The organism is Arthrobacter ginkgonis (assembly GCF_039540195.1).
Classification (GTDB): Bacteria; Actinomycetota; Actinomycetes; order Actinomycetales; family Micrococcaceae; genus Zafaria; species Zafaria ginkgonis.
In genome coordinates, this window is the sequence record NZ_BAABEO010000019.1 from 154,485 (window position 1) to 170,382 (window position 15,898).

A 15,898-nucleotide genomic window follows, 5' to 3' on the forward strand; every position below is an offset into this window, starting at 1 on the left:
GACCATCTTTGCACCGGCCCAGCTTTGCGTCGGCGCCGGCAACCGCGGGGCGCTCCAAGCCGGGCTTTTTGCCCGATTGCGCTTTTTGACCGGATTGCGTATGGGGCTTTAGACTAGGAACGCGTTTCCTGCGTGCTTTTGCGCGCGCGGTGGGGCGCGCCAACAAGAACCAATTTCGGAAAATGCCGGGACTTCCGGCTGCCCGACTGAGCTAACTATCCACATCGGAGCCCCTTCTACATGACCATCACCTCCAACGAGAAGACCGGTACCCCGCAGGTCGCCATCAACGACATCGGTACCGCTGAAGACTTCCTCGCAGCCGTCGACGCCACCATCAAGTACTTCAACGATGGTGACCTGGTCGAAGGCGTCGTCGTCAAGGTCGACCGCGACGAAGTTCTGCTCGACATCGGTTACAAGACCGAAGGTGTCATCCCCTCCCGCGAGCTTTCCATCAAGCACGATGTTGACCCGGGCGACGTCGTCGCCGTCGGCGACAACGTCGAGGCCCTCGTCCTCACCAAGGAGGACAAGGAAGGCCGTCTGATCCTGTCCAAGAAGCGTGCGCAGTACGAGCGTGCGTGGGGCGACATCGAGAAGATCAAGGAAGAGGACGGCGTCGTCACCGGCACCGTCATCGAGGTGGTCAAGGGCGGCCTGATCCTGGACATCGGCCTGCGCGGCTTCCTGCCGGCTTCCCTCGTCGAGATGCGCCGCGTGCGCGACCTGGCCCCGTACATCGGCCAGGAAATCGAAGCCAAGATCATCGAGCTGGACAAGAACCGCAACAACGTTGTGCTGTCCCGCCGTGCCTGGCTCGAGCAGACCCAGTCCGAGGTCCGCTCCACCTTCCTCAACAAGCTGGAGAAGGGCCAGGTCCGTCCGGGCGTTGTCTCCTCCATCGTCAACTTCGGTGCGTTCGTGGACCTCGGCGGCGTCGACGGCCTGGTCCACGTCTCCGAGCTGTCCTGGAAGCACATCGACCACCCGTCCGAGGTTGTCGAGGTTGGCCAGGAAGTCACCGTCGAGGTGCTCGAGGTGGACCTGGACCGCGAGCGCGTGTCCCTGTCCCTCAAGGCCACCCAGGAAGATCCGTGGCAGACCTTCGCCCGCACCCACGCGCTGGGCCAGGTTGTTCCGGGTAAGGTCACCAAGCTGGTTCCGTTCGGTGCGTTCGTTCGTGTCGAGGACGGCATCGAGGGCCTCGTGCACATCTCCGAGCTGGCCGTGCGCCACGTCGAGCTGGCCGAGCAGGTTGTCTCCGTTGGCGACGAGCTGTTCGTCAAGGTCATCGACATCGACCTGGAGCGCCGCCGCATCTCGCTGTCCCTGAAGCAGGCCAATGAGGGCGTCGACCCGGAGGGCACCGAGTTCGACCCGGCGCTCTACGGCATGGCTGCCGAGTACGACGAAGAGGGCAACTACAAGTACCCGGAGGGCTTCGACCCGGAGTCCAACGAGTGGCTCGAGGGCTTCGAGACCCAGCGCGCCGCTTGGGAGCAGCAGTACGCGAACGCCCAGGCCCGCTGGGAGGCGCACAAGAAGCAGGTCGCCAAGGCGGTCGAAGACGACGCCGCCGCCGAGTCCGGTGCCGGAGAGTCCGCTTCCACCAGCTACTCCTCCGAGGCCCCGGCCGTGGAGCAGGGCACGCTGGCTTCCGACGAGGCCCTCGCCGCACTGCGCGAGAAGCTGACCGGCGCCTAAGTCGCCAACGTCGGATTGAGGCGGCCCGCCCAGGGCTAGCCTCAAGCTGATCCACGAAGGGCCCCGCACCGGAAACGGTGCGGGGCCCTTCGCGTTGCCGCGCGTCTTCTCCGGCAGCGGCCGCCGGGCCCGTCCAACTCTGGCCCCGCCGGTGCGCCGGACCTATCCTGTGCCCAACGGGAGGGGGAGCCGTGGGGAATCGTCTGGCCATCCGAGGTGCCGCCGTCGCGGCGGCGGTGTTCCTGTGCCTGGGCGGGATCCCCGCCCCACCGGCCCTTCCGGGGGCGCCCCCGGCGCTGGCGGCGGGTCCCGTTTCCGGAGTTCCCGCTTCCGTGCCGGCGGCGTGGACGGCAACTGTGGCGGTGGGGCCCGTTTCCGCGGGCACCGTTCCCGAGGTGGGGGCGGCCACGTCCACGGTGCGGCGGCCGCCCGCCTCGGTGCGGAGCCTTGGAGTGCTGGTCAACAAGAGCCGTCCGCTCAAGCCGGCCACCTACGTCCCGAAACTGACGACCATCAAGGGAACCTCCTTCAGGCTGCGCCCCGAAGCGGCGGCTGCCTACCGGAAGATGGCAGCGGCCGCCGGCAAGGACGGGATCCGCTTCAGGGTGGTCTCCGCCTACCGCTCGTACGCCCGGCAGAAGCAGTTGTACGCCCAGTACACGCGGCTGTACGGGAAGGCCTACGCCGACAGGATCTCGGCACGGCCGGGCAAGTCGGAACACCAGACCGGCCTCGCGCTGGACCTCGGTGCCGCCAGCGGCCGCGGCCAGCTGGCCGGCTCCTTCGCCGCCACGCGGGAGGCCAAGTGGCTGGCGAAGAACGCCTACAAGTACGGCTTCATCCTGCGCTACCCCAAGGGCAAGGAGAAGACCACCGGATACGCCTACGAACCCTGGCACTACCGCTACGTGGGCAAGACCATCTCCAAGGCCATGAAGGCCCAGAAACTCAAGACCCTCGAGGCGTACTACTTCGGTCCCTGAAAGGCGCGCGGTGTGGGCGGCTACGGCTTCGTCGAGACCGTCACGGTGAACTTCGCGTTGCGGGCCACCTGCCGGGTGGATCCCACCAGCCTGGCCAGCTGCGGCCGGTAGCGCAGGTGCGAGTTCCAGACGCACCACAGCTCTCCGCCCGGGGCCAGCACCCGCCCCGCGTCGGCAAACAGCTTCAGCGCGATGCCCGCGTGCACGGTGTTGCCCATGTGGAAGGGTGGATTGAGCAGCACCAGGTCCTTCGAGCCGTCGGCCAGGGCGGACAGCGCGTCGTCCCGCACCGCGGTGACCCGGTCCGCGACGCCGTTCGCCGCGGCGGTCGCGGCGGTGGAGGCGACGGCGGAAGCCGACTGGTCGCACGCCAGGACGCGCAGTCCGGGACGCGCCAGGGCCACGAACGCGGCAATCGTCCCGTTGCCGCAGCCCAGGTCAACGGCCTCGCCCGCGGCGGGCAGCCCGTCCAGGTGCTCCAGCAGGAACCGCGTGCCGGGGTCCAGCTTCGGCCCGCCGAACGTCGCACCGAAGGCGCGCAATTCCAGTGAGGTCCCGGCGACGCTGTGGTGCGCCCGCAGCGGGAAACGCGCCGGGGGGAGCTCAGAACCGTCCGGGGCGCTGCCGCGCGGCAGCGACGCTGCCAGCACCCGGGACTTCTGCCGGGCCAGCCCGGCGGTGACGGTGGCGAAGCTGCGGCCCAGGACCTCGTTCATGGCCAGGCCCATGTGCTTCACCCGGCCCACGGCCAGCAGGCGCACCCGCGGGTCCGCCCACCGTGCCGCGTGCCAGGCGATCTCGTCCAGCGCGTCCAGCGAGCGCGGCAGTTGCAGCAGCACCAGCGTGGCGCCCTCGAACAGTTCCGGCCCCAGCGGCAGGTGCCGGTACGCTCCGGACAGGTCCAGCCCCAGTTCGGGCCCGAGCCGCGCGGCATTGGCATCGATGGCCCGCTCCCCGGAGAGGGCATCCTGGTGCACCCGCAGGCCCGTGGCCCCGTGCGCGGCCAGTCCCAGCGTCAGCGCCCCGTAGTGGTCGTTGACCACCACGATCTCCCGTCCCGCGGGCAGCCCGGCGGCAAGGGCCGTCTCCAGCAGGAGCGGATCCCCGGCGTCGTGGGCGAAAAGGTTCTCCGCCTCCACGTCCGGCCAGCGCCGCAGCTGCGCGTAGTCGATTCCCGGGCCGCTCACCGCAGGTCCACCCATTCGGTTCCGAGGTCGACGGCGGTGGATGTGCCGGCGGTCAGCGCCGCGAGCCGTTCGGCGAACTCCCGCGACGCCTCCGGGCTGTCCCGCAGCGCCACCTTGAGCGTCGCCTCGGTGGGGCCGTAGCCGGTGCCGAGGACCTCGGTCCCGGCGGTCCGCAACTCGTTTTCGAGCCGGCCCGCATCCGCGTAGCCGGCCCCCACGCCGTACAGGCGCATGCGTTGGCGGCGCAGCAGGGGAGCCGTGTCCAGCGCCGCGGACACGGATTCGGAGTAGGCGCGCACCAGGCCGCCGGCGCCCAGCAGGATGCCGCCGAAGTAGCGCACCACGACGGCGACGACGTCGGACAGGTCAGCGGTCCCGGGGGCGGTTTCGCGCTTGGCCAGCGCGTCCAGCATGGGCAGGCCCGCGGTGCCGGACGGCTCGCCGTCGTCGTTGCTGCGCTGCACGGACCGGTCGGGGCCCAGGATGAACGCGCTGCAGTGGTGGCGGGCATCGAAGTGGGTTTTGCGCAGCTCGGCGACCAGGCCGCGCGCCGCCTCCTCGGTCTCCACCCGGCGCAGGTAGGTGATGAAGCGTGAGCGCTTGATCTCGAGCTCGTGCCGGTGGTCGCCGTCGACGGTGGCGTAGCTGGTGGCGGCGGACGCCTCGGCGGAATTCACGCCTCCAAGCCTAGCGGGCGAGAGGCCTCATTCCCGCCGCCTCATTCCCCGCGGCACAGCCGGCGGACGACGTCGGTGAGCAGCTCCACGCCGCGCAGGGCGTCCTCGTCGCGGGTGTACTCGGCCTCGTTGTGGGAGATCCCGTCCACGCTGGGCACGAACAGCATCACCGTCGGCACGACGTCCTTCATGTTGGTGGAGTCGTGCCCGGCCACGGTCATGACGCGGCGGTGGCTGAGGCCGAGCCCCTCGGCGCTGCGCCGGGCCAGTTCCACGCCCTCGGGCTGGTAGGAGAGCAGGCCCCACCGGTGGGTGGGCTCCAGCTTGGCGTCGGTCGCGGAGCGTTCCCCGGCGGTGCGGACCAGGGCCTCCAGGCGGTCCATGGCGCGGGCCAGCACGGATTCGTCGGGGGAGCGGAGGTCAACGTTCATCGTGGCTTCGCGGGCGATCGTGACCGGCGAGTTGGGCAGCACGTAGAGCTCGGAGACCGAGGTGTGCAGGAGCCCCGGATCGAATTCCTCCGTGAGTTCGCGCACCCCGGCAATGACCAGGGCCGCCCCGTAGAGCGCATCGCGGCGTTCGTGCATCCGCGTGGAGCCCGTATGGGACTGCGCGCCGCGGACCGTCACCCGGTACTTGGCGGCGGCCCAGGTGCGGTCGACGAGGCCGATCTGGGTGCCCGTCTCCTCCAGCACGCGGCCCTGCTCGACGTGGATTTCGGCGTAGCGGGCGACCTCGGCCAAGCCGGGCGCCGTCTCCGCGCCGGCGGGCCGGGTTTCGGATTCGGGGGCGGTTCCGGAGGCGAGGGCCGCGGCGACGCTGGTGCCCTGCGCATCCGTGGTGGCCAAGGCCCGTTCCAGGTCCAGCTTCCCGGTGAAGACGGAGCTGCCCATCATACTGGGCGTGAAGCGGCTGCCTTCCTCGTTGAACCAGTTGACGACGGCCAGGTTGTATCGGGGCTCCAGGTCCCCGTTCCCGGCCTCCGCGGCGACGGCCGCAACGGCGTGGGCGGCGGCCAGGACGCCGTAGGCGCCGTCATAGCGGCCGGCCAGCGGCTGCGAATCCAAGTGCGATCCGACCAGGACGTACGGGGCTCCGGGGCGCAGGGTCACGCAGCCGAACTGGTTGCCGATGCCGTCCACGGCCTCGGCCAGTCCGTGGCGGGCCAGCCAGTCCCCGAACCAGGCCCGGGTGGCGTGGTCCTCCGGGGTGGCGGCCTGGCGGTCGACCCCGCCTCCGGGGGTGGCCCCGTGGCGGGACATCTCGGCGAAGTCCTGCAGGAAGTCGGTGGCGGGGGTCATCTGGGTGTCCATGGGGGTCCTTCTGTGGCGGTTCGAAAAGGAGGGGTTAGCGGGCGACGGCGGGAAGGCCCTCTTCGGAGGGAAAGCGCAGCTCGGCGGAAAAACGTTCCGCTCCGTAGCGCAGGGTGCCCCCGACCATGGTGGCGAGCACGTCGATGGAGCCGAGCGCGGAGGCCGGCACGGCGGTGGGGTCGGCCGAGAGGAACACGATGTCGGCCACGTACCCGGGGGCCAGCATGCCCTTGTGGTCCGCGGTGCCGGTGGCGGCGGCGGAGCCGGTGGTGTAGGCGGCCAGGGCCTGCGCGGGGGTGATGCGTTCGGCCGCCCCGTAGACGGCGCCGGACGGGGTGAGCCGCTCGGCGAACGCCTGCATGACGTCCAGGGGCCGCCCGCCGGCCACCGGCCGGTCGGAGCTGCCGGGCAGGACGGCGCCGCGGTCGAGCACGCTGCGGGCGGGGTAGGACAGCTCGACGCGTTCGGGGCCCAGCAGGCCAGCCATCCCGTCCCCGAATTCGGTGATGAACCTCGGCTGCGGGACCAGCACGATCCCGGCCTCGGCGATGCGGTCCAGCTGTTCGGGCCTGACCACCCCGCCGTGTTCGATCCGGTTCGGCATGCGGCGCCGGCCGTGGGCGTCCTGCGCCTCGGTGATGATGTCGATGGCGTGCTCGACGGCGTGGTCGCCGATCGCGTGCAGGGCCAGCGACCAGCCGGCCCGGTAGGCCTCCAGCGCGGCGGAGCGCAGCTCTTCGGGGTCCATCTGCAGGTACCCGTGCTGGTGCGGGCAGCCCACGTACTCCTCGGTCATGTAGGCGGTGGCGCCCAGCAGGGACCCGTCGGTGAAGATCTTCACCGGGCCCAGGTGCAGCCACTCGTCCCCGAGGCCGGACCGGATGCCCCCGTCGAGGGTGCGCACGGCGGGATCGTCCGCGTGGCCGGCCACCGGGTGCAGGGTGTCGAGCACCATCATCGGCTGCATGCGCACCTCCAGCAGCCCCTTGTCCCGGGCGGACTGGTAGGCGGCGAACTCCCGGCGGGAATGCCCGATCCAGCCGCCGGCGATGCCCGCATCGGTGACGCTGGTGATGCCTTCGGAGAGGTAGTGGCGGCTGGCGAGCCCCAGGGCCTGCTCGATCGTTTCCTGGGGATAGGGGAGCATCAGGTCCTGGACCAGACGCATGGCGTTCTCCTCCAGCAGCCCGGTGGGGCGGCCCTGGGCATCCACGGCGACCAGCCCGCCGTCGACCGGGGCGGCCAGGTCCGCACCGCGGGCCACCAGCTCCAGGGCGGCACCGTTGAGGGTGCAGGCGTGGCCCGAGGAGTGCTTGATCCAGACGGGCCGGCCGGCCGATGCCTGATCGAGGCGGTCCCGGTCGGGCTGGAGCCCGCCGAGCAGCAGCGGGCTGAACCCCGAGGCGACGATCCACTCGTCGGGGCCGGCGCCGCGCGAGGCGGCGGCCACGGCGTCGTACACCTCCTGAAGGGAACGGACCGCCCCGAGATCGGTTTCCATGAGGGTCAGGCCGAACCAGACGCTGTGGGCGTGGGCGTCGATGAAGCCGGGCGTGAGGGTGGCCCCGCCGGCGTCGATGGTCCTGCGGGGACTGACGAGTCCGGGATCGGCGTCGACGGCCAGGATCCGCCCCCCGTGGACGAGCAGGTTCCGCGCCACCGGCCGGGCTGGGTCCTGGGTCAGGATGGTGGCGTTTTCGATCAGCAGGTCGACGTGCATGGCTCTCTTCGAACGGGTTGGGGGCGCGTGGGTGCCGGACGCAAGGTCCGTCCTCCCTAGTCAACACTGGTGAAATATCCTCCTCAATGGACAAACCACGCCGATTTTTCGCCGAATCGTGGGCGTTTGCATAAAATGGGGGGATGGCCCAGCACTCCCCGTCCCTTCCCTCAGCCGCGCGCCCGCACCTCCAGGCCGCCTCACTCCCCAACGCGCAGGGCGCTTCCGGGCAGGCCGGATGGTACGGGCTGATCGAACGCCTGTGGAGCGAGCGCGACGCGCTCGTCGATGACTTCCTGCAGCGCTTTTCCACCGTGTCCTACGGCAGCATCGACGTTCCGCCCGAGGACGTGCGCCAGGTGGCGGCCGACACCATGGAGATGTTCCTGTTCCAGTTGGCCGACCGGGAGCTGCCGCCGAAGCTGCGCGAACTGCCGCGGGAGGTGGCGGCACGGCGTGCGCAACAGGGGGTTCCGATCGGGGCCTTCCTCGAGGCCGTCCGGCACGATTTCCGCGTGCTGTGGAAGGGGCTCGAACGCGTTGCGGGCGAGGATTCCGCGGGCCTGCTGGTCGCCAACATGGACCGGCTGCTGGACACCGTCGAAGGCTACGTCACCAACATCCAGCAGGCATTCGTCGAGGAGGAGGCGTTGCTGGCGCGGGACAAGCAGCTGTACCGGCAGCGGCTGATGGCCCGGTTGTTCGCGGGGGACACGGGTCCGGACGGCGCCGCCGGGATCGCCCAGGCGCTAGGGCTGGCCACCGTGCGCCGCTTCGAACTGCTGGCCGTGGGCCCGGACGCCTCCGAGGCGGCGCAGCGAAGCCTCCTCCACGACCGCCGGATCCACTTCTACGAACTGGACGGCACCATGGTCATTTTCCGGGAGTGGCGCCAGGACACCTCGTGGGAAGCCCGTCCGCCGGCCTTCGATGCGGGGTACGTCGGCCGCATCGGGGAATTGGCGGAGGTGCCCCGCGCCGCGGCGACCGCACGCACGCTGCTGGAACACCGGCGCCCCGGCAGCGGGCTGGCCACGGTCGGCACGACGTGGCGGCGGGTGGCGGGCGCGCTGCTGGAGGAATCCCTGCCCGGCTATGCCACGTCCGTGACCGATGCCCTGGACCACTGCACCGAGCACGAACGCCAGCGCCTGCTGGACGTGGCGCGCAGCTACGCGCGCACCGGGTCGATCAAGCAGACGGCCCAGGAGCTGTACTGTCACCGGAACACCGTGGTGAACCGCCTGCATTCCCTGAAGGAGGAAATCGGGCTGGATCTAACGGTCCCTGACCAGGCCGCCCTCGCGCTCGTGGTGTTGAGCGGTTACGGGGAAAACGGCTAGAAAATGAGCATTTGCCCAATCGAGGGCGAACATTCGAGGTGAAATCGCCATTGTTGAGGGCATTGTCACCTGAATAGGCTCATGGGGACACCACCGAGGCCCGCGGCAGCGCACTGCCCGGCCCCCTCCCGGCTTGCCGGACCGTCGGCTCCGTTCCCCGCCGGCACAGCAGGCCCCTGCGCTTTTGACCCCATGCACTTTTGAAAGGCACCACCGTGACAACCTCGCTCAACCCGCCGGGCGCACCCGCCGGCGCCCCCCGAGTCAGTGGCAGCGATGCGGGCAAGATCGCCCGGGCGGCGTTCGTGGGCACCGCGCTGGAGTGGTACGACTACTACCTCTTCGGCACCGCGGCGGCCCTGGTGTTCAACCGGCTGTTCTTCACCGACCTGAACCCGACCGCGGCCCTGCTGGCATCGTTCGCCACCTTCGGCGTCGGCTTCGCGGCCCGCCCGCTCGGCGCCATCATCTTCGGCTACGTCGGGGACCGGTACGGCCGCCGCCCGGCGCTGCTGATCACCATCGTGATGATCGGCGTGGCCACCGCCCTGATCGGCCTGCTTCCGGACTTCGCCACCATCGGCCTGGCCGCGCCGATCCTGCTGGCCGTGCTGCGCCTGGTCCAGGGCCTGGCCGTCGGCGGCGAATGGGGCGGCGCGGTCACCATGGCCGTCGAGCACGCTCCGGCCGACAAGCGCGGCCGCTACGCCGCACTGGTCCAGGTCGGTTCGCCCGTGGCCACGCTGCTGGCTTCCACCGCCTTCACCCTGGTCCTGCTGCTGCCCTCCGAGTCCTTCGACGCCTGGGGCTGGCGCATTCCCTTCCTGCTGGCCATTCCGATGCTGCTCGTCGCGCTCTGGATCCGCCTGAAGGTGGAGGAGTCCCCGATCTTCAAGGACCTGCTGGCCCAGGAAGACACCGTCAAGGTGCCTGCGTTCGAGGTGTTCCGCAATGCCGGCGGCCGCCTGATGGTTGCCGTGCTCGCCGCACTGCTCGGCGTCGGCGGCTTCTACATGATCACCACCTTCGTGGTCAGCTACGGCTCCAACACCCTCGGCGTGGAGCGCTCCGTCATGGTCAACGCCACCCTGGTCGCCGCCGTCGCCCAGATCATCGTCACCATCTTCATGGGACGCCTGGCCGAAAAGATCGGCCCGGGCAAGGTCACCATGTGGGGCGGCATCCTCAGCGCCCTCCTGGCCTTCCCGATCTTCGCCATGATCGACACGAAGTCCCCGCTGATGATCACCCTGGCCATCACGCTCGGCATCGTGCTCATCGCCGTCGCCTACGCCGTCAACGGCGCCCTGCTGACCGAACTGTTCCCGCCGAAGCTGCGCTACTCCGGCGTGGCCCTCGGCTACAACATCGCCGGCGCAACCAGCGGCTTCATGCCGATGCTGGCCACCGCCATGCTCGGCGTCTCCGGCAACGCCTCCTGGGGCGCGGCGCTGATCCTCGTGGTCATCTCGCTGCTGACCGCCCTCGGCGGCATCCTCGGCGAGCGCCTGCGCGTCCAGGACAAGCAGCTGGTCGCCGACAGCTAGGCACCCCTTCTTCCGGAGGGACCGCGGGCAGCGCCCGCGGTCCCTCCGGTGCTCCCTTTCGGGTCGGGCCGTTCGCCGCCGTTGTGGGGCCGCCAGGCCGGTGGGACAATGCGGGGACGGAACTGGAAGGTGGCTCCACCGTGCCCAAGATCTACCTGCTGGGGCAACTCCGGGTGGAGGCCGACGACGGCGGGGGGCCGGGGACGGCCCCCGGGCGGGCCCTGCAGCTGCTCGCCTGCCTGGCGTTGCGCCCGGGCACCGAGGTGCCCCGGCAGCACCTGGCGGAACTGCTGTGGCCGGACTCCGCCGAGCCGCAGGCCCTGACCAACCTCCGCCGGGAGCTGCACACCCTGCGCGGGCTTTTGGGGGGCGGCACCGCCGAGGACGGCTGGACCGGACTTCACGGCAACGCCGGGCTGCACGGCGGCCGGGCCACCCTGTGCTGGACCGAGGCGCCGGGACAGTCCGTCGACGTGGCCCTCTTCCGCACCGAGCATGACGCCGCGTTCCGGGAGCCGGCCGCGGCCCCCGAGGCCTTCCTGGCCCACGCGGACGCCGCGCTCGAGGCCTACCAGGGCGACCTGCTGCCCGGGGATGCCACCGACTGGGTGGAGCGCGAGCGCGAGATGCTGCGCAGCGAATGCGTGCAGCTGTGCGACCGCTCCGTGGCCGCCTGCCGCAGCGCCAGCCGGCCCGCACGGGCGGCGGAACTGGCGCGGCGGCGCATCCGGCTGGAACCGTTCGAGGAATCCGGCTACCGCGCCCTGATGGTGCTGCAGGCCGAGGCGGGGGACCGGGGGGCCGCCCTGGCGACCTTCCACCGCTGCGCCAGGACCCTCCGCCACGGGCTGGGCGTGGGGCCCGACCCGGCCACCCTGGCCCTGCGGGAAAGCATCGCCCTTCACGGCGCAGGGGAGGACCCCGCGCGGGGCGGCCACCCGAACGCTGGGCGAACGGTGCCTCCGTAACGTGGATTCCGTGGCGGCACTCCCGCCGCCCGCGCACAGGAGGATGAGTCCGATGCCCAGCACCGTTGCGCCGGCGACGGTCCCCGCCGGGACCGCGCCAGAGTACTCCGAACTGGCCGCGAACCTGCGCGGCACCCTGATCCTGCCCGGCGATGCGGACTACGACGCCGCCCGGGCCGTCTACAACGCGATGATCGACCGCCGCCCGGCCGCCATCGTGCGCTGCGCCGACCAGGCCGACGTCGTCGCCGCCGTCAACTTCGGCCGTAACCACGGGCTGGTTCTGGCCGTGCGCGGCGGCGGGCACAACGCCGGCGGGCTCGGCATCGCCGACGGGGCCCTCGTCGTGGACCTCTCGCGGATGCGTGCCACCACCGTGGACCCCGCGGCGCGCACCGTTCGCGTGGACGGCGGCTGCACCTGGAACGACGTCGACCACGCCACCGTCGCGTTCGGCCTGGCCACCCCCTCCGGGTTCGTCTCCACCACCGGCGTCGGCGGCCTGGCGCTGGGCGGCGGCATCGGCAACCTCAGCCGCAGCTGCGGCCTGACGGTGGACAACCTCGTCTCCGCCGACGTCGTGCTGGCCGACGGCCGCCTGGTGACCGCCGACGCCGAGCACCACCCGGACCTGTTCTGGGCCCTGCGCGGCGGTGGCGGAAACTTCGGCGTCGTCACCTCCTTCACCTTCCGCCTGCACGAGGTCGGCGAGAACGGGTCGGTGATCGCCGGGCCGGTCTTCTACGACCTCGAGGACGCGCCGGAGGTCCTGCGCTGGTACCGCGACCTGCTGCCCACGTTGCCCGAGGAACTCGGCGGCTGGTTCGCGGTGCTCACCATTCCCGACGGGCCCCCGTTCCCGGAGGAGCTGCGGAACCGCAAGGCCTGCGCGATCGCCTGGTGCTACACGGGCGAGCATGCGCGCGCCGACGAGGTGCTTGATCCGGTCCGCAGCTTCGGCAGGCCGCTGCTCGTGGCCGTGCAGGAGATGCCGTTCAACGCGTTCCAGGCGTTCTTCGACCCGCTGGTGCCGCCGGGCCTGCAGTGGTACTGGAAGTCCGACTTCACGGAGACCATCAGCGACCGGGCCATCGAGGTCCACCTGAAGCACGGGCGGATCATGCCGACCGCGCAGTCCACGATGCACATGTACCCGATCGACGGGGCGGCCGCCAGCGTGCCCGCCGACGCCACGGCGTTCGCCTACCGCGACGGCGGCTGGGCGTGCGTGATCGTCGGCGTCTCCCCGGACCCCGCCGACCGGGACGCCATCACCGCCTGGGCCCGCGATTACTGGGAGGAGCTGCACCCGACCTCCGCCGGGGGCGCCTATGTCAACTTCCTGATGGAGGACGAGGGCACCGACCGGGTCCGCGCCGCCTACCTCGGCAACTACGAAAGGCTCGCCCGGGTGAAGGCCGAGTACGACCCGGACAACGTGTTCCACATCAACCAGAACATCCCGCCGGCGGCGTCCGCCTAGCGTTCCGGCGGCTCCCGCCCCTCGCCGCCTAGACTTGCCGCATGGTTGACATTGGACTCACGGGCGGCATCGCCGCCGGCAAATCGGCCGTGGCCACCCGCCTGGCCGAACTCGGCGCGGTCCTGATCGACGCCGACCGCCTGGCCCGCGCGGTGGTTGAGCCCGGCACGCCCGGCCTGGCCGCCATCGCCGAGGCCTTCGGGCCCGGCGTGATCGGCGCCGACGGGGCCCTGGACCGGGCCGCCCTCGGTGCGCTGGTGTTCGCCGACGCGGACGCCCGGGAACGCCTCAACGGGATCGTCCACCCGCTGGTGCGCGCCGCGGCCCTGGACCGGCGCGCGCAGGCCGAGCCGGACGCCGTCGTGGTCGAGGACATCCCGCTGCTGGCCGAAAGTGGCCAGGCCGGCCGCTTCGCCCTGGTCATTACGGTGCAGGCGCCGCTGGCGGAGCGGATCCGGCGCATGGTCCAGGACCGCGGCATGACCGAGGACGACGCCCGCGCCCGCATCGCCGCGCAGGCGACGGACGAGCAGCGGGCCGCCATCGCCGACGTCGTGCTGGAGAACTCCGGCACGCTGGAGGAGCTGCGCGCGGCGGTGGACCGGGTCTGGCGCGAACGGGTCCTTCCCCTCAGGGCCGCTGCGGCGGCCGGCGCCTGACCGCCGCCCACTGTCGGAGGCGGGGCGTAGCCTAGAGGCATGAGCCTTGCCCAGCCGATCAACCGCGTCGTCGCTCCCTTCGAAGTCATCAGCGAGTTCCAGCCGGCCGGCGACCAGCCGCAGGCGATCAAGGAGCTCGCCGGCCGCATCGCGGCGGGGGAGAAGGACGTTGTCCTGATGGGTGCCACCGGCACCGGCAAGTCCGCCACCACCGCCTGGCTGGTCGAAAAGGTCCAGCGGCCCACCCTGGTCATGGTGCAGAACAAGACCCTGGCCGCCCAGCTGGCCAACGAGTTCCGCGAACTGCTGCCGAACAACGCCGTCGAGTACTTCGTCTCCTACTACGACTACTACCAGCCGGAGGCGTACATCGCGCAGACGGATACCTTCATCGAGAAGGACTCCTCGATCAACGAGGAGGTCGAACGGCTCCGCCACTCGGCCACCAACGCGCTGCTCACCCGGCGCGACGTGATCGTCGTCGCCACCGTCTCCTGCATTTACGGCCTGGGCACGCCGGAGGAGTACATCGCCGGGATGGTGACACTGCGCCGGGGGATGGAACTGAACCGCGACCACCTGCTGCGCAGGTTCGTCTCGATGCAGTACGCCCGCAATGACACGGATTTCCACCGCGGAACGTTCCGGGTGCGCGGGGACACCGTGGAGATCATCCCGATGTACGAGGAACAGGCCATCCGCATCGAGTTCTTCGGCGACGAGGTCGAGGCGATCCACACGCTGCACCCCGTCACCGGCGAGGTGCTCCGGGAGGAAACGGAGATGTACGTCTTCCCGGCGTCCCACTACGTCGCGGGACCGGAACGGATGAACCGGGCGATCACGGCGATCGAGGACGAACTGCGCGGGCGGCTGGACACGCTGGAGTCCCAGAACAAGCTGGTCGAGGCGCAGCGCCTGCGCATGCGCACCACCTACGACCTCGAAATGATGCAGCAGATGGGCTTCTGCAACGGCATCGAGAACTACTCCCGGCACATCGACGGCCGCGGCCCCGGCTCCGCCCCGCACTGCCTCCTGGACTACTTCCCCGACGACTTCCTGCTGGTCATCGACGAATCCCACGTGACCGTCCCGCAGATCGGGGCGATGTACGAAGGGGACATGTCCCGCAAGCGCTCCCTGGTCGAGCACGGCTTCCGGCTGCCCTCGGCGATGGACAACCGGCCGCTGAAGTGGGACGAGTTCCTGGAGCGCATCGGGCAGACGGTCTACCTGTCGGCCACGCCGGGCAAGTACGAGCTCGGCAAGGCCGACGGCGTGGTGCAGCAGATCATCCGCCCCACCGGCCTGGTGGACCCGGAGATCATCGTCAAGCCCACCAAGGGCCAGATCGACGACCTGCTCGACGAGATCCGCACCCGCGTCGAGCGCGAGGAGCGCGTCCTGGTCACCACGCTGACCAAGCGGATGGCCGAGGACCTCACCGACTACCTCACCGAGCACGGGGTGAAGGTCCAGTACCTGCACTCCGACGTCGACACCCTGCGCCGCGTGGAGCTGCTGCGCGAACTGCGCCTGGGCGTGTTCGACGTGCTGGTCGGCATCAACCTGCTCCGCGAGGGCCTGGACCTGCCCGAGGTCTCGCTGGTGGCGATCCTGGACGCCGACAAGGAGGGGTTCCTGCGCTCGGCCACCTCGCTGATCCAGACGATCGGCCGCGCGGCCCGCAACGTCTCCGGCCAGGTGCACATGTACGCGGACCGGATCACCGCCTCGATGACGCAGGCGATCGAGGAGACCAACCGCCGCCGCGAGATCCAGGAGAAGTACAACAAGGACCGCGGCATCGACCCGCAGCCGCTGCGCAAGCGGATCGCCGACATCACCGACCAGCTGGCCCGCGAGGACGCTGACACCCAGGAGCTGCTCAACAACCAGCGCCTGGCCAAGGGTGCCCGGCGGAACACCGCGGCCAAGGACCGGGCCGCGGAGACGGTGCGCCGCGACGGGCTGGCCGCCGTCCCGGCGGAGGACCTGGTGGAGCTGATCACCCAGCTCACCGAGCAGATGCACGGCGCCGCCGCGGAACTGCAGTTCGAGCTCGCGGCCCGGCTGCGCGACGAGGTGTCCGAACTGAAGAAGGAACTGCGCCAGATGAAGAGCGCCGGGCACGCCTAAAGGCCCGGACGCCACCGCCTGCCCAGTGCGGGGCGGTATCGTGCGGGGCTGTATTGCACGGGGCAGTTTCGGGCGCGCGACCGGCAACTCCCCTGCCGGGCCTCCTGCGCTCGCCGTCCGCCCAATGTCCGACGGCGGCGGCCGGTGGGGTTCCGATGTTCGGCCGCCT

12 protein-coding genes are annotated in these 15,898 nt (G+C 70.7%); 8 read left to right on the forward strand and 4 right to left on the reverse strand.

The features are described 5' to 3' along the window. The first annotated feature begins 240 nt into the window (after positions 1 to 240). Positions 241 to 1,707: a 30S ribosomal protein S1 gene (gene rpsA, locus ABD912_RS13855; protein ID WP_345151576.1), complete on the forward strand. Its 1,467-nt coding sequence runs from the start codon at positions 241 to 243 to the stop codon at positions 1,705 to 1,707. Positions 1,708 to 1,898: 191 nt separating this feature from the next. Beyond that, positions 1,899 to 2,690: a M15 family metallopeptidase gene (locus ABD912_RS13860; RefSeq protein WP_345151578.1), complete on the forward strand. Its 792-nt coding sequence runs from the start codon at positions 1,899 to 1,901 to the stop codon at positions 2,688 to 2,690. Positions 2,691 to 2,710: 20 nt separating this feature from the next. On the opposite strand, the gene ABD912_RS13865 is transcribed toward ABD912_RS13860, so the two are convergent. Genes ABD912_RS13865 through ABD912_RS13880 form a run of 4 tightly spaced genes read right to left on the reverse strand, consistent with a single transcriptional unit; the run spans position 2,711 to position 7,587 of the window. Then, entirely contained in the window at positions 2,711 to 3,892 is a 1,182-nt protein-coding gene (locus ABD912_RS13865; RefSeq protein WP_425548069.1) for a class I SAM-dependent methyltransferase, read from the reverse strand. Further along, the gene (locus ABD912_RS13870; protein ID WP_345151583.1) at positions 3,874 to 4,554 is read right to left on the reverse strand and encodes a YigZ family protein; all 681 of its coding nucleotides are present in this window, start codon (positions 4,552 to 4,554) and stop codon (positions 3,874 to 3,876) included. The genes ABD912_RS13865 and ABD912_RS13870 overlap by 19 nt, the downstream gene beginning before the upstream one ends. Before the next feature lie 41 nt (positions 4,555 to 4,595). Further along, complete coding sequence (locus ABD912_RS13875; protein WP_345151585.1) at positions 4,596 to 5,867, reverse strand: M20 family metallo-hydrolase; 1,272 nt, start codon at positions 5,865 to 5,867, stop codon at positions 4,596 to 4,598. Between the two features lie 34 nt (positions 5,868 to 5,901). After that, positions 5,902 to 7,587: an amidohydrolase gene (locus ABD912_RS13880; RefSeq protein ID WP_345151587.1), complete on the reverse strand. Its 1,686-nt coding sequence runs from the start codon at positions 7,585 to 7,587 to the stop codon at positions 5,902 to 5,904. 143 nt (positions 7,588 to 7,730) lie between these two features. Between ABD912_RS13880 and ABD912_RS13885 the strand changes: the two genes are divergently transcribed. The 6 genes from ABD912_RS13885 (at position 7,731) to uvrB (ending at position 15,729) form a co-directional block, all read left to right on the forward strand. Beyond that, positions 7,731 to 8,930 carry a helix-turn-helix domain-containing protein gene (locus ABD912_RS13885; protein WP_345151588.1) on the forward strand — a complete coding sequence of 400 codons (1,200 nt, stop codon included), beginning with the start codon at positions 7,731 to 7,733 and terminating at the stop codon, positions 8,928 to 8,930. 215 nt (positions 8,931 to 9,145) lie between these two features. Next, the gene (locus ABD912_RS13890) at positions 9,146 to 10,477 is read left to right on the forward strand and encodes an MFS transporter (RefSeq protein WP_345151591.1); all 1,332 of its coding nucleotides are present in this window, start codon (positions 9,146 to 9,148) and stop codon (positions 10,475 to 10,477) included. A 140-nt stretch (positions 10,478 to 10,617) separates the two neighbouring features. Then, entirely contained in the window at positions 10,618 to 11,445 is an 828-nt protein-coding gene (locus ABD912_RS13895) for an AfsR/SARP family transcriptional regulator (RefSeq protein WP_345151592.1), read from the forward strand. Positions 11,446 to 11,497: 52 nt separating this feature from the next. Then, a complete protein-coding gene (locus tag ABD912_RS13900; RefSeq protein ID WP_345151593.1) occupies positions 11,498 to 12,928 on the forward strand; it encodes an FAD-binding oxidoreductase in 1,431 nt (476 codons plus the stop codon). A gap of 41 nt (positions 12,929 to 12,969) precedes the next feature. Continuing rightward, positions 12,970 to 13,587: a dephospho-CoA kinase gene (gene coaE, locus ABD912_RS13905; protein WP_345151594.1), complete on the forward strand. Its 618-nt coding sequence runs from the start codon at positions 12,970 to 12,972 to the stop codon at positions 13,585 to 13,587. Between the two features lie 39 nt (positions 13,588 to 13,626). Continuing rightward, complete coding sequence (gene uvrB / locus ABD912_RS13910) at positions 13,627 to 15,729, forward strand: excinuclease ABC subunit UvrB (RefSeq protein ID WP_345151596.1); 2,103 nt, start codon at positions 13,627 to 13,629, stop codon at positions 15,727 to 15,729. Positions 15,730 to 15,898 lie beyond the last annotated feature (169 nt).

Coding starts and splice junctions, on each gene's coding strand:
- ABD912_RS13865 (WP_425548069.1), bottom strand. CDS start 3,892: ATGGGTGGACCTGCGGTGAGCGGCCCGGGAATCGACTACGCGCAGCTG.
- uvrB (WP_345151596.1), top strand. CDS start 13,627: ATGAGCCTTGCCCAGCCGATCAACCGCGTCGTCGCTCCCTTCGAAGTC.
- ABD912_RS13885 (WP_345151588.1), top strand. CDS start 7,731: ATGGCCCAGCACTCCCCGTCCCTTCCCTCAGCCGCGCGCCCGCACCTC.
- coaE (WP_345151594.1), top strand. CDS start 12,970: ATGGTTGACATTGGACTCACGGGCGGCATCGCCGCCGGCAAATCGGCC.
- ABD912_RS13880 (WP_345151587.1), bottom strand. CDS start 7,587: ATGCACGTCGACCTGCTGATCGAAAACGCCACCATCCTGACCCAGGAC.
- rpsA (WP_345151576.1), top strand. CDS start 241: ATGACCATCACCTCCAACGAGAAGACCGGTACCCCGCAGGTCGCCATC.
- ABD912_RS13875 (WP_345151585.1), bottom strand. CDS start 5,867: ATGGACACCCAGATGACCCCCGCCACCGACTTCCTGCAGGACTTCGCC.
- ABD912_RS13900 (WP_345151593.1), top strand. CDS start 11,498: ATGCCCAGCACCGTTGCGCCGGCGACGGTCCCCGCCGGGACCGCGCCA.